Source organism: Streptomyces sp. NPDC005761, assembly GCF_040630635.1.
Lineage (GTDB): Bacteria > Actinomycetota > Actinomycetes > Streptomycetales > Streptomycetaceae > Streptomyces.
Genome location: NZ_JBEXXX010000002.1, coordinates 291,470 through 304,534 on the forward strand (window position 1 = coordinate 291,470; position 13,065 = coordinate 304,534).

Below are 13,065 nucleotides of genomic sequence, written 5' to 3' on the forward strand. Positions count from 1 at the left end.
ATGCCAACTCGCCTTCCGTGAAAGGAACCTCCGTGGACACCCTCGTCGGTACCGCTCCCACCAGCGTTTCCGCAGCTCTGCGCAAGCTGTATCTCCTGCGCTTCGCGTTCGCCGCGGTGTGGGCCGCCCTGCTGTTCGCGACAGCCGACGCGCTGGGCCCGCTCACCGTCACGCTGCTGGTGATCTACCCCTTGTTCGACGTGGCCTGCGCGATCCTCGACCTCAGGTCTGCCCGGGCGGAAGGTCAACCGGTGCGTGGCCTGTACGTGAACATCGCGCTCAGCGCCCTCACCGGCATCGGCCTCGCCGTCGCCGCGGCCTCCGGCATCCCCGCCGTCCTGCGGGTCTGGGGTGCATGGGCCGTCACCGCGGGCATCGTCCAGCTCGTCGTAGGCGCAATCCGGCGTCAACTCGGCGGCCAGTGGCCCATGATCGTCAGCGGAGCCATTTCCACACTCGCCGGCGCCTCCTTCTTCGCCCAGGCGGGCAAGGACGGAGCCTCCCTGAACAACCTGGCCGGCTACGCCTTCCTCGGCGGCGTCTTCTTTCTCGTCTCCGCCCTACGGCTGGGGCGTGCGCACAGGGGGTGACGCGTCGCTCGACGGATTGGATGCAGAGCGGGCAGCGGCTGCTTCCGCCCTGGGTTGCCCTCCGTGGGGCGGTGGGCCCGTGTCTCTGTCTCCGGTGCTCTCAAGTGGTGCGCCACTACGGACCCAACGCGGCGATGGCGTGCAGCCGAGGTTGACCCGAGGCTGGCGTAGCGCCAGAAGGGCAAATGCGACCGCCAACGCCCAAGGGTCCCGCAGCAAGCTGCGGGACCCTCCAACTCAACGTATTGCCCGGTGAGAGCAATGGCGGAGGATACGAGATTCGAACTCGTGAGGGGCTGCCCCCCAGCACGCTCTCCACGTGTTCGTCCGGGCATTCGGGGGCGGTCACGGGCGTGCCGACCTGTGACGGAGCCAGTGGCTACAAATACGCCGAACTGTGGTGCACGCCTGCGCATGAGACCAGAACTGAGATCGGGCGCGCGTTCATTTGCCGGCCTCCGGGCCGTACCACTGCATGGCTTGGCCGGTGATGGCGGCGATGCATTCGAAGTCGTGGTCGCGGTGCAGGAGGGTCAGTCCCTGGAGTTCCGCGGTGGCGGCGACGACGAGGTCAACAGCTCCCGCACTACGGTGCTGACCGCGTTGGGTCAGCAGCTCCTGAACCTGCCAGGCGCGGTCGTACGCGCGGTCGTCGACAGGTACCCAGCCGAACAGCAGCCGCATGTCCTCGATGCCGCGCGCGCGGTCCGCGGCGGAACGGGCGCTGTAGAAGAACTCCAGCTCGGTGATGGGGCAGGTTGCGACGAGCCCTGCCGTGGCGGCCTGATCCCAGCCGAACTGTTCAGCGTCATCGCGGAAGAATCGGGCGAGCGCGCTGGTGTCGATCAGGAACTGTGCCGCGCTCACCGCCGGTAGTCCCTCTTGTCCTCGAAGACATCCAGATCGAAGCCACCCTCGCCTGCTGCGGCCCGCAGCCGAGTGAGAGCGAGAGCCCGTCGGCGGTTCTCGAGTACCTCGCGCAGAGCAGTGTTGACCGTCTCCTTCTTGGTGCCGGTCCCCAGCGCCTGAGCCACGGCGGCCAGCAGTTCGTCGTCCAGGTCGATCACTGTGCGACTCATTGAGTACCTCCGGTGATATCAGCTCGTACAACAAGTATATCTCGATGGATATCCAGCTGCCGTCGAGCGCGCATCCGGCGAACGCCACGGCAGCAATCACCCGGGGAAGCTGCGGGTGAATCCCACACGAACCACCACGTGGGGCAGCCCCAGCGGTCGGTCGCGTGCGGCTTGGTGGCGCCGAGGGTGAGCGCTACTCCGTATCACCATGCTCGCCGCCCGAAGGCCCGCCGGCTGCAGCAGAGATGAGGCTTTTTGTGATCTTCGCCCACGAGGTGACGACGCCATCGGTCACGGCTCAGGTCCGATCGCTGCTCGCTGGACTCAGGGAGGTGCTCAGTGTGTGGCACGAAGTTCGCGTGCTGATGGCGCTGTCGACGACGGCGTGGAGGGGGCGGGCGGAAGTGACCCGGGACGCCGAGGGGAGCGGGTCGGAGGGCCCCGACGAGTCTCGCTGAGACTGGAGATGAGCCTACGAACGCCGAAGGGCCCCACCGCAAGCGGTGGGGCCCTTCAACGTATTGCCCGGTGAGAGCAATGGCGGAGGATACGAGATTCGAACTCGTGAGGGGTTGCCCCCAACACGCTTTCCAAGCGTGCGCCCTAGGCCACTAGGCGAATCCTCCGCGGCAAACAATACAAGACGTTCAGGAGTGCTCGCGAACCCGTTCCGCCTCGGGGCTCTCCGGGCGGTCACGGTGGGGTCTCCGGGCACGGGGGAGGTGGACTTGCGGGGGTGGGGATCGGCTAAGGTGGGCGTCAGCCCCTCACGTGGCGCTATCTGACTGAACTCCCCCAGGGCCGGAAGGCAGCAAGGGTAAGTTGGCTCTGGCGGGTGCGTGGGGGGCCCTTACGTTGTCTGGGCCGCTCGTGGGAGGGCCTTCCGGTGTCCCGGCTCTTCAAGGGTGACGTTTCCCGCAGCCGGTGGTGTGCCCGGTCCGGAGCCGGTTGTCAGTCGGCCCCGATAACCTCGTAGGTGTGTCGTCCCTTGCGCTGTACCGCCGCTATCGCCCCGAGTCGTTCGCCGAGGTCATCGGTCAGGAGCATGTCACTGACCCCCTGCAGCAGGCCCTGCGGAACAACCGGGTCAATCACGCGTACCTGTTCAGTGGTCCGCGCGGCTGCGGCAAGACGACCAGTGCGCGCATCCTCGCCCGCTGTCTGAACTGTGAGCAGGGGCCCACCCCCACGCCCTGCGGCGAGTGCCAGTCGTGCCAGGACCTCGCGCGCAACGGGCCGGGATCGATCGATGTGATCGAGATCGACGCCGCTTCGCACGGTGGTGTGGACGATGCCCGGGATCTGCGGGAAAAGGCGTTCTTCGGGCCGGCTTCGAGTCGTTACAAGATCTACATCATCGACGAGGCGCACATGGTCACCTCGGCGGGGTTCAACGCCCTGCTGAAGGTGGTCGAGGAGCCGCCGGAACACCTCAAGTTCATCTTCGCGACCACGGAGCCGGAGAAGGTCATCGGCACCATCCGGTCGCGCACGCATCACTACCCGTTCCGGCTCGTCCCGCCAGGGACACTGCGCGAGTATCTCGCCGAGGTGTGCGGCAAGGAGAACAGCTACGTCGAGGACGGGGTGCTCCCGCTCGTCGTGCGGGCCGGCGCCGGATCCGTGCGCGACTCGATGTCGGTCATGGACCAGCTGCTGGCCGGTGCGGCCGACGACGGTGTGACGTACGCCATGGCGACGTCCCTGCTCGGTTATACGGACGGCTCCCTGCTCGACTCGGTCGTGGACGCCTTCGCGGCGGGCGACGGGGCGGCCGCCTTCGAGGTCGTGGACCGGGTGATCGAGGGCGGTAACGACCCGCGCCGGTTCGTCGCCGATCTCCTGGAGCGGTTGCGTGACCTGGTGATCCTGGCCGCCGTGCCGGACGCCGGCGAGAAGGGGCTCATCGACGCACCGGCCGATGTCGTCGAGCGGATGCAGGCCCAGGCGTCCGTCTTCGGCGCCGCCGAGCTGAGCCGCGCCGCCGACCTGGTCAACGAGGGACTCACGGAAATGCGGGGCGCGACCTCACCACGGCTTCAGGTCGAGCTGATCTGCGCCCGGGTCCTGCTGCCCGCGGCCTTCGACGACGAACGTTCGCTGCAGGCGAGGCTGGACCGGCTGGAGCGGGGCGCGTCCTTCGCCACCACCGGTCCGGGGCCCTCGATGGGGTACGTCCCCGGGCCCGAGGCACTGGCGCACGCTCCGGCCGCACCGCAGTCCGCCGCTCCCGCGCCGCCCCCCTTCGTGCCGCAGGCCCCCGTTTCCGCGCCGCCTCCCTTCGCGCAGCCGGAAGCCGGCTCCGGGGTCGCCGCCGCGCGTGCGGCGGCGCGTGGCGACGCGCCCGCGCCCGCTCCGGTGCAGCAGGAAGCTCCGGCCCCCGCCCCCGCGCAGCCTGCGCCCGCCGAGGCGTCCCCGACCGGACAGCGACCCGGCGCCTGGCCCGCCGCCGCTCCCGAGCAGGGGCGGCGGCCCGGAGGGTGGCCCACCGCGTCCACCCCGGGCCAGGCCTCCGCACCGCAGCCGACCCCCGCACCGGCTCCGGCCGCACCTGCCGCCGCTCCGGCGCCCGTCGCCGCCGAGCCCGCCGCGGGCATGACCCAGGGCGCCGGGCAGGTGCGCAACATGTGGCCCGACATCCTGGAAGCGGTCAAGGGCCGCCGCCGGTTCACCTGGATCCTGCTCAGCCAGAACGCCCAGGTCACCGGCTTCGACGGCAGCACCCTGCAGATCGGCTTCCTCAACGCCGGAGCGCGCGACAACTTCGCGAGCAGCGGCAGCGAGGAGGTACTGAAGCAGGCTCTGGCCGAGCGGTTCAACGCGCAGTGGAAGATCGAGGCGATCGTCGATCCGTCGGGCGGCGCCGGACAGCCCCCGCAGGTCGGCGGCGGCCGCCCTTCCGCAGCCGCACCTCCCGTACCGCAGCGCCCCGCGGCGCCCGCGCCCCAGTCGTACGAGCCCCGGCCGGCACCGGAGCGACAGCAGCCGGGTGGCGGTGGCCCCGCCCCGGAGCCCCCGACGTACACCGCTCCCGAACCGCCCCGGTCGGTCGCCCCGGAGGACGACACCCCCGAGGCCGATGACCCCGACCTCGTCGACTCGGCCCTGTCCGGCCACGATCTGATCGTCCGCGAACTGGGCGCCACGGTCGTCGAGGAGTTCACCAACGAGTAGGGCGCCGAAGGGCGCTTCCGTGCGAGGCCCGGGGCTCCGGGCGCTTGTGCCCGTGGTGTCCACGGAGCGGCGTCCGTCAAGGGCGCAGCGCCCCGGCGGCTAGGCTGCACCCCGTGAAGGTCCTCGTCATCGGCGGCGGCGCCCGCGAACACGCCCTGTGCCGCTCTCTCTCCCTCGACCCCGACGTCACCGCTCTGTACTGCGCTCCCGGCAACGCCGGTATCGCAGAGGTGGCCGAACTGCACCCGGTCGACGCACTCGACGGCGCTGCCGTCGCGCGCCTCGCCACTGAACTGGGCGCCGAGCTGGTGGTCGTCGGCCCGGAGGCACCGCTTGTCGCCGGGGTCGCCGACGCCGTGCGCGCCGCCGGTGTCCCCTGCTTCGGCCCGTCCGGGAAGGCAGCCCAGCTTGAGGGCTCCAAGGCCTTCGCCAAGGACGTGATGGCCGGCGCGGGCGTACCGACGGCCCGCAGCTACGTCTGCACCACAGCCGCGGAGATCGCCACCGCCCTCGACGCGTTCGGAGCCCCGTACGTCGTCAAGGACGACGGCCTCGCCGCCGGCAAGGGCGTCGTCGTCACCGACGACATCGAGGTGGCCCGTGCCCACGCGCTGGCCTGCGACCGCGTGGTCATCGAGGAGTTCCTCGACGGCCCCGAGGTGAGCCTCTTCGCGATCACCGACGGCACCACCGTGCTGCCGCTCCAGCCCGCCCAGGACTTCAAGCGGGCCCTCGACAACGACGAGGGCCCGAACACCGGTGGCATGGGTGCCTACTCCCCGCTGCCGTGGGCCGACCCGAAGCTGGTCGACGAGGTCATGCAGTCGGTCCTCCAGCCCACCGTCGACGAGCTCCGCCGCCGCGGTACGCCCTTCTCCGGGCTGCTCTACGCGGGCCTCGCGATCACTTCGCGCGGCGTACGGGTCATCGAGTTCAACGCCCGCTTCGGCGACCCGGAGACCCAGGTGGTCCTGGCGCGTCTGAAGACCCCGCTGGCCGGTGTCCTGCTGGGCTCGGCCAACGGCACCCTGGACGAGCTGCCCCCGCTGAAGTGGCGCGACGAGGCGGCCGTCACCGTGGTCATCGCCTCCCACAACTACCCGGACACGCCGCGGACGGGCGATCCGATCGAGGGGCTCGACGAGGTCGCGGCACAGGACGCGCCGCACGCGTACGTGCTGCACGCCGGGACCCGGAAGGACGGCGACGCGGTCGTCAGCGCGGGTGGCCGCGTGCTCTCCGTGACCGCCACGGCCAAGGACCTCGCGGGCGCCCGTGAGCGCGCCTACGCGGCCGCCGCCCGCATCCGGCTCGACGGCTCCCAGCTCCGCACGGACATCGCCAAGAAGGCCGCTGAGGCCTGAGCCGTACCAGCCCGAAGAGGGCCGCGGAGGCCAGGTCCCTATCGGTCCTGAGAGGACCGCTCGGGCCTGAGCCGTACTGTCCCGGCCACCACTGACGCGCCGTTGCCCCATGGGCAGCGGCGCGTCAGCACCTTTACCCAAAGCCATTCCATCGAGTGACGGCTGGGCCATCCGGATGACGCCCGCCGAAGCCCCAACTAGGGTGCGGCGCAAGCGTTCCGGCACTTGGCCCACCGGCATTGCGATGTCAGTGACGGGTGCCACAGTGGGGGAGTGAGCAACACCGCCGTGGGGGCAGAGGGGGTGACGTCCGGCCGTGTCCGGTACCGGTACAGGTGAGGAGCTGGGTGCGCAGGCAGCGCGTGCCCGGGCTCTCGTCCTGCTGCGCATCCGCAGCAGGGCAACGGCAGTGGCACTGCTGCCGGCCGCTTTCGCCGTCGTGCTGTTCGCCGCCGGCGCGCAGGGCTTCGCCGAGGGCAGCGGCTGGGACGCGGTGCGCTGGGCCGTGACGGCCTGCGCCGTCGTCGTCCTGCTCGTCGCCGCGGCTGTCGCGATCGCGGTCGTACGGGCGAAGCCCGCCGTCAGCCCGACCGTCCCGCTCAGCGAGAAGGCGGCTCCGGATCTCTACCGGCTCGTCCGCGACCTGGCGGAGCGGCTCGGAGTGCCCGCGCCCTCGGCCATAGCCCTCACGCCCGACTGCGACAGCTGGCTGGAGGACCGTACCCACCCGGCGGCGAACCGGGCGGCCCACGAGGCCGCGAGCGGCAGGGCGGACGGCTCGGGCCGTCGGCCGGGACGCCGTCGCCGGGTTCAGGCGGCACCCGTGCTGGTGATCGGCTCGCCGTTCCTCTGGTGGATGCGGGTCGCCGAGCTGCGGGCGGTGCTCGCCCCGGTGGTGGCCGGCACCGGCCCCTCCGCCCACCCCGACATAGCCGCGGCGCGGCGTTTCGTACGCGGGTTGGACGGCGCCGTCGCCGATGCCGCGACGCCCGCCCAGGGGGCGCTGCGCAAGGTCCTGCGGTTGCCCGGCCGCTTCGTCGGCCGGATCTCCCGGCTGCTGCTGCGCAGCTGTCGTGGTCATGCCGCCGAGATGGAGCGGGGCGTTGCCGCCGCCGCGTCGACGCGTGCGCAGGCCGTGGACTACGGACTGCGGGTCGTCGCCCAGGAACAGGTCGGCCTCGCCTACGCGGGCTGGGACCGACTGCTCACCCGCGTAGCGCTCCCTGCCTGGCGGATGGGGCGCTGGCCGTCCCAGTTGGACGCGGGCGTCGTCTCCGCCCTCACCGAGCTCTCCCGGCGCGACCGACTGGCCGACGGGTTCACCACGCGACTCGGTGAACGTCCCGCCTGCGACCTCCTGGAGGAACCGGGAGCGGCCGACGAGGCGGCATCCCTGCTGGCCGCGCGGCTTTTCCACGGCGGCCCTGCGGAGACCGGGCCCGACTGGGCCCCGGTGGACTGGCAGCAGTATCCGGAAGAGGTCGTCGACCGGAAGTGGCGCGCCGAGGCGGCCCGGCTGCACCGCGTCATGGACACCCTGGGCGTGCCCCCCGCCGCCGGCACCGATTCCGACACCGCCTGCGCAGGGGTGCCCACACTGGCGCGCGTCGTCGAGCACCTTGCCGCGGGACGGGACGGGGGCGAGGAGCTCGCGGTTGCCATCGGCGAGGCCGTGGCCCGGGACGAGGCGCGGGCCCCTCAGCCGGTCAGCGGTGGTGCAGGGGACGCAAGCGGCGACGTGCTGGACCTCTGGGGGCCCGATCCGCTCCCCCTCTTCCCGCTCCAGCCGCCCCGTACGGGGACCGAGCTGCTGGCGGACCATGTCGCGGCGATGGTCTGCTGCGCCGCGGTCGACACGGCGGGCGCGGAGCCCGGCCTGGACTGGCTCGACGGCCCCGCCCTGCTGGTCGACGGCGCACGCCGGGCAGACCTCGGCAGCCCGGTCCTGAGCCTGGTCGAGGACGGGGACGCCGATCCGTTGCGCTCCTGGCTCGCCTCCGTCGGCGTACGTACCGACAAGCCCGTGCGTCTCGTCTGAAACACGTGAGGGGGGACGGCCGTTCACGCCGTACGTCTCCGACACCCGGAATAGCAGGTTCCGTTCACGTCAATTCGCGACGAACGGTGACGGAGTGCATGCGTTATGTGATGTGCTGGGGACCGGCGCTGACAGTCGGCGCACCGCTGTTGATCCGGGGGACCGAGGGAGGGACGCGCCATGGGGGCGGAGCAGATTCGCCGTTGGGAGTCAGGTGCCCTGGCGCACGCCGTCACCGATCCCTTCGGTCAGGGGCCCCTCCCGTGGCTGCGAGGGAGTGAGAACTACTTCGACGACACCGGTCAGGTCGTGCCCTGGTACGCCGACCCCACCCTGCCCCGCGGCTCCACCGGGGGCGGTACCCGCACCGCCGACGATGTCCGCCGCCAGATCAAGGGATTCATCTCCACCGGCGCCGCGGCCCCGGGCGAGGCGATCGACTTCCACATCACCGTGGACCCGCCCCAGCAGTTCTCCGTGGACATCTACCGGATCGGCCACTACGGGGGTGACGGTGCCGCCAAGATCACCACGAGCCCGCGGCTCTCCGGCATCGTCCAGCCGCCCCCTCTCACCGCCGACCGCACGGTCTCCTGCCACCACTGGTGGCAGTCCTGGCGGCTGCAGATCCCGACGTACTGGTCGATCGGAGCGTACGTCGCCGTGCTCACCACGGTCGACGGCTACCGCTCCCACATCCCCTTCACGGTCCGCGACGACCACCCGGCCGACCTTCTGCTGGTGCTTCCGGACATCACGTGGCAGGCGTACAACCTCTACCCCGAGGACGGAGTGACCGGCGCCAGCCTCTACCACGCGTGGGACGAACAGGGCCGACTGCTGGGGGAGGAGGACGCGGCGGTCACCGTCTCCTTCGACCGCCCCTACGCGGGTGCCGGGCTCCCGCTGCACGTCGGCCATGCCTACGACTTCATCCGCTGGGCCGAACGCTACGGCTACGACATCGCCTATGCCGATACCCGCGACCTGCACGCGGGCCGGATCGACCCCACGCGCTACCGGGGCCTGGTCTTCCCCGGCCATGACGAGTACTGGTCGGTGCCCATGCGCCGCACCGCCGAACGCGCCCGCGACAACGGCACATCCCTCGTCTTCCTCTCCGCCAACACCATGTACTGGCAGGTCAGCCTCGCCCCGTCGCCCTCAGGCGTACCCGACCGGCTCCTCAGTTGCCGCAAGCGCCGGGGCCCGGGCAAACCCGCGCTCTGGCGTGAGCTCGACCGTCCGGAGCAGGAGCTGCTCGGCATCCAGTACGCAGGCCGGGTCCCTGATCCGCACCCCCTGGTCGTGCGGAACGCGGAGCACTGGCTCTGGGACGCGACCGGTGCCGTCGAGGGTGATGAGATCGAAGGCCTGGTGGCGGGCGAGGCCGACCGCTACTTCCCCCGCACGACACTTCCCGAGCACGACAACCGCATCCTGCTCGCACACTCCCCGTACCAGGACAGCGACGGCGTGACGCGCCACCAGGAGACGTCCCTGTACCGGGCCCCGTCGGGGGCCCTCGTCTTCGCCTCCGGCACCTTCGCCTGGTCTCCTGCCCTGGACCGCCCCGGCCACGTGGACCCGCGCATCCAGCGGGCGACCGCCAACCTTCTCGACCGCATCTGCAAGCGCGCCTGAGGCCGGCCGGCCACGCCGCTTCCCGGGCAACGCATCCGCACCCCTCCGCACCCCCTCCGCAGGCGTCCGCGCCCCGATACGGGACAATCGGAGCAGCTCCTGGATCAACCTACGCGGAGGCAGCGTGTCCGGATTTGTAGAAAAGCCCGAGCCTGTGCAGGTTCCGGGACTCACCCACCTGCACACGGGCAAGGTGCGTGACCTGTACCGGAACGAGGCGGGCGACCTCGTCATGGTCGCCAGCGACCGGATGTCCGCGTACGACTGGGTCCTGCCCACCGAGATCCCGGACAAGGGCCGCGTCCTGACCCGGCTCTCGCTGTGGTGGTTCGACCAGCTCGCAGATCTGGTGCCGAACCACGTCCTGTCCACGGAACTGCCCGATGGCGCCCCGGCGGACTGGGCCGGCCGCACGACGATCTGCAAGTCGCTGCGCATGGTCCCGGTCGAGTGCGTCGCCCGCGGCTATCTGACCGGCTCCGGTCTGGTCGAGTACAACGCCTCCCGTACCGTCTGCGGCCTCGCACTTCCCGAGGGCCTCGTCGACGGCTCCGAGCTTCCGGCGCCGATCTTCACCCCCGCCACCAAGGCGGCCGTCGGTGATCACGACGAGAACGTGAGCTACGAGGAAGTGGCCCACCAGGTCGGTGTCGAGACCGCCGCACAGCTGCGCCGTACGACCCTGGACGTGTACGGCCGGGCCCGTGACATCGCGCGTGAGCGTGGGATCATCCTCGCGGACACGAAGTTCGAGTTCGGCTACGCGCCCCTGGCCGACGGCGGCGAGGAACTGATCATCGCGGACGAGGTGCTCACCCCGGACTCCTCCCGTTTCTGGCCGGCCGCCGGCTGGGAGCCGGGCCGCGCCCAGCCGTCGTACGACAAGCAGTTCGTGCGCGACTGGCTGACCTCACCGGCCTCCGGCTGGGACCGCAAGAGCGAGCAGCCGCCGCCGGCGCTGCCCCAGGAGATCGTGGACGCGACGCGGGCCAAGTACCTGGAGGCGTACGAACTCCTCACCGGCACGCCCTGGAACTAGTGCCTCACCTGTGGGTCATGCCGGGCCAGGGGCTTCCCTGCGGGTCGGTATGACCCACAGGGAAGCCCCTGGCCCCTCACACGAAGAAGCCCCCGGCCGAAAGGCCGGGGGCTTCTTGCTGAACCGAGCGGACGACCAGGTTCGAACTGGCGACCTCAACCTTGGCAAGGTTGCGCTCTACCAACTGAGCTACGTCCGCAAGCGCCGAAGCGCGAGAACTACTATACCCATCCCCGCTCGCGTGCGAGACGCACTGCGGCATGACGGTTCTCCGCCCCAAGCTTCGCGGCCGCCGCCGAGAGGTAGTTGCGTACCGTCCCCTGTGACAAGGACGCCCGCTCCGCGATCTCGGCGACCGGAGCCCCGTCGGCCGCCAGTTCCAGCACCTCGGCCTCGCGCACGGTCAGCGGCGAGTCTCCGGCGGCGATGGCGTCGGCCGCCAACTCCGGGTCCACATATCGGTTTCCGGCGTGCACGGTGCGGATGATGCCGGCGAGCTGCCGGGCGCTGACAGTCTTAGGTACGAAGGCCCGCACCCCCGCCGCAAGGGCTCGCTTGAGGTGTCCCGGAAGGCCATGACTCGTCACGATCATGGTTCGGCAGCCCGGAAGTTCGGACCGTATGGATGTGGCGACGCTCACACCGTCTGCCCCCGGCATCTCCAGGTCCAGCACCGCTACATCCGGGCGATGTGCCCGGGCCATGGCGAGCGCCTCGGGACCGGTCGCGGCCTCCGCGACCACCACCAGGTCGTCCTCCAGCGCGAGCAGTGCCGCGAGCGCACCCCGGATCAGGTGCTCGTCATCGGCGAGCAGTACCCGTACCGCAGTCATCGTCGATCCTCCAGGAGTGCCGTACGCGATGTGTCCCCGGCAGCCGCACACGGGACGTCAACGGATTCCGCACGGGCCAACGGGATCCGTGCGCTCAGCCGGAACAGACCGCCTTGCGCCGGGCCCGCCTCCAGCGCGCCGTCGAGCGCGCCGAGCCGTTCGCGCAGTCCGGCCAGCCCGGAGCCGCTTCCTCCGGGAGGAGCCGCAGGCGCCCCGTCGTTCTCCACGTCCAGCACCACCGCATCCGCCGAGATGGCGAGCCGGATCATGCAATGGCTCGGATCGCCGTGCCTCAGCACATTGGTCGCGGCCTCGCGCACCACCCAGCCGAGGGCCGACTGGACGGGCCCGGGCAGCTCCGTACCATCGCCGCCCGCTACCGCGCACGCGATGCCCGCTGCCCGCAACACTCCCTGGGCCCCGGCCAGTTCCGTGGTGAGATCGGCTTCCCGGTAACCCCGCACGACGTCGCGCACCTCCTGCTGCGAGGCTCGTGCTATCCGTTGCACCTCGACCATCTGGTCCAGCGCCTCGGGCCTGCCGCGCTGCGCGAGCTCCACCGCCAGTTCGCTCTTCAGCGCGATCACCGCGAGATTGCGGCCCAGTACATCGTGCATGTCCCTTCCGAACCTCAGCCGTTCCTCGGCGACGGCGAGCCTGGCCTGCACGTCCCGGGCCTCCTCGGCCTGCCACATCACGCTCATGCTCCAGGCGCTGGGCCGTACCGAGACAAGGACCAGCACGCAGCCGAAGAGCGTGGTCGGTACGACGCCGGCCAGGGTTCCTCCCCGTACCCCGGCCGCGGCGAGTGCGCTGGTGGTCGTCACGGTGAGGAGAAGCGACTCGATCACGAATGCGCGGACCGGAACCAGGAGAACCCGCGTGATCACGAACGCCATCGGTGCGTTCAGGCTCATGAGGAGCAGCCCTGCGCCGGCCACGCCGTCCACGGCGGCGAGCAGCGCCAGTAGGCCCACTTGGAGCAACAGCAAGGCCAGTGGTGCGAGCAGCCGCCGTCCGGGAAAGACGGAGATGCCGAGGTAGTGCGCGTACGACGACTGCACATTTCGGTTGCTCAACAGGCACTGCGCGAGGCTCACCAGGAGCAACAACGAGCCCAGCACCAGTGGGAGAGGCTCATGGCGGATATCCGACTTGAAGGGGGCCAGCTGCCAGGACAGGGCGAAGAGCCAGGGGATCGAGGAGATGGTCACCCGCGAGTAGAGGTCGATCCGTTGCAGCTTGCTGCGCTCCTGCCAGCTGCGGCGCCATCCCCGTACGTGCGTCAACGCGGCACAACCTCT

10 protein-coding genes, 2 tRNA genes and 1 other RNA gene are annotated in these 13,065 nt (G+C 70.8%); 7 read left to right on the plus strand and 6 right to left on the minus strand.

Annotated elements, in window-relative coordinates; all coding sequences use genetic code 11:
- The first annotated feature begins 32 nt into the window (after positions 1 to 32).
- Positions 33 to 590 carry a hypothetical protein gene (locus tag ABZ434_RS03530; RefSeq protein ID WP_359131792.1) on the plus strand — a complete coding sequence of 186 codons (558 nt, stop codon included), beginning with the start codon at positions 33 to 35 and terminating at the stop codon, positions 588 to 590.
- 444 nt (positions 591 to 1,034) lie between these two features.
- Here ABZ434_RS03530 and ABZ434_RS03535 read toward each other — a convergent pair whose 3' ends face one another.
- The 3 genes from ABZ434_RS03535 to ABZ434_RS03545 form a co-directional block, all read right to left on the minus strand.
- On the minus strand, positions 1,035 to 1,457 hold the full coding sequence (locus ABZ434_RS03535) for a PIN domain nuclease (protein WP_359131794.1): 423 nt from the start codon (positions 1,455 to 1,457) through the stop codon (positions 1,035 to 1,037).
- Positions 1,454 to 1,669 (minus strand): type II toxin-antitoxin system VapB family antitoxin, encoded by a 216-nt coding sequence (locus ABZ434_RS03540; protein WP_359131796.1) that lies wholly within the window; start codon positions 1,667 to 1,669, stop codon positions 1,454 to 1,456. Before ABZ434_RS03540 ends, ABZ434_RS03535 begins: the two co-directional genes overlap by 4 nt.
- Before the next feature lie 538 nt (positions 1,670 to 2,207).
- A tRNA-Ser gene (locus tag ABZ434_RS03545) sits at positions 2,208 to 2,295 on the minus strand.
- A gap of 132 nt (positions 2,296 to 2,427) precedes the next feature.
- On the opposite strand from ABZ434_RS03545, the gene ffs reads away from it, so the two are divergent.
- From ffs to ABZ434_RS03575, 6 genes are all read left to right on the plus strand, one after another.
- An RNA gene (gene ffs / locus ABZ434_RS03550) (signal recognition particle sRNA small type) lies at positions 2,428 to 2,524 on the plus strand.
- A 123-nt stretch (positions 2,525 to 2,647) separates the two neighbouring features.
- Positions 2,648 to 4,843 carry a DNA polymerase III subunit gamma and tau gene (locus tag ABZ434_RS03555; RefSeq protein WP_359131797.1) on the plus strand — a complete coding sequence of 732 codons (2,196 nt, stop codon included), beginning with the start codon at positions 2,648 to 2,650 and terminating at the stop codon, positions 4,841 to 4,843.
- Positions 4,844 to 4,956: 113 nt separating this feature from the next.
- On the plus strand, positions 4,957 to 6,207 hold the full coding sequence (gene purD, locus ABZ434_RS03560; RefSeq protein WP_359131799.1) for a phosphoribosylamine--glycine ligase: 1,251 nt from the start codon (positions 4,957 to 4,959) through the stop codon (positions 6,205 to 6,207).
- Positions 6,208 to 6,523: 316 nt separating this feature from the next.
- Positions 6,524 to 8,245 carry a hypothetical protein gene (locus ABZ434_RS03565; RefSeq protein WP_359131801.1) on the plus strand — a complete coding sequence of 574 codons (1,722 nt, stop codon included), beginning with the start codon at positions 6,524 to 6,526 and terminating at the stop codon, positions 8,243 to 8,245.
- Positions 8,246 to 8,425: 180 nt separating this feature from the next.
- Positions 8,426 to 9,889, plus strand: a complete 1,464-nt coding sequence (locus tag ABZ434_RS03570) for a N,N-dimethylformamidase beta subunit family domain-containing protein (RefSeq protein ID WP_359131802.1) — start codon at positions 8,426 to 8,428, stop codon at positions 9,887 to 9,889.
- 124 nt (positions 9,890 to 10,013) lie between these two features.
- On the plus strand, positions 10,014 to 10,928 hold the full coding sequence (locus ABZ434_RS03575) for a phosphoribosylaminoimidazolesuccinocarboxamide synthase (protein ID WP_359131803.1): 915 nt from the start codon (positions 10,014 to 10,016) through the stop codon (positions 10,926 to 10,928).
- A gap of 126 nt (positions 10,929 to 11,054) precedes the next feature.
- On the opposite strand, the gene ABZ434_RS03580 is transcribed toward ABZ434_RS03575, so the two are convergent.
- The 3 genes from ABZ434_RS03580 to ABZ434_RS03590 form a co-directional block, all read right to left on the minus strand.
- Positions 11,055 to 11,127 (minus strand) — tRNA-Gly (locus tag ABZ434_RS03580).
- Positions 11,128 to 11,149: 22 nt separating this feature from the next.
- On the minus strand, positions 11,150 to 11,761 hold the full coding sequence (locus ABZ434_RS03585) for a response regulator transcription factor (protein ID WP_359131805.1): 612 nt from the start codon (positions 11,759 to 11,761) through the stop codon (positions 11,150 to 11,152).
- On the minus strand, positions 11,758 to 13,050 hold the full coding sequence (locus tag ABZ434_RS03590; RefSeq protein WP_359131806.1) for a histidine kinase: 1,293 nt from the start codon (positions 13,048 to 13,050) through the stop codon (positions 11,758 to 11,760). The genes ABZ434_RS03585 and ABZ434_RS03590 overlap by 4 nt, the downstream gene beginning before the upstream one ends.
- Between the last annotated feature and the right edge of the window lie 15 nt (positions 13,051 to 13,065).

Excerpts from the sequence above, each read along its gene's own strand:
- ABZ434_RS03540 (WP_359131796.1), bottom strand. The coding sequence starts at position 1,669 with ATGAGTCGCACAGTGATCGACCTGGACGACGAACTGCTGGCCGCCGTG.
- ABZ434_RS03570 (WP_359131802.1), top strand. The coding sequence starts at position 8,426 with ATGGGGGCGGAGCAGATTCGCCGTTGGGAGTCAGGTGCCCTGGCGCAC.
- ABZ434_RS03585 (WP_359131805.1), bottom strand. The coding sequence starts at position 11,761 with ATGACTGCGGTACGGGTACTGCTCGCCGATGACGAGCACCTGATCCGG.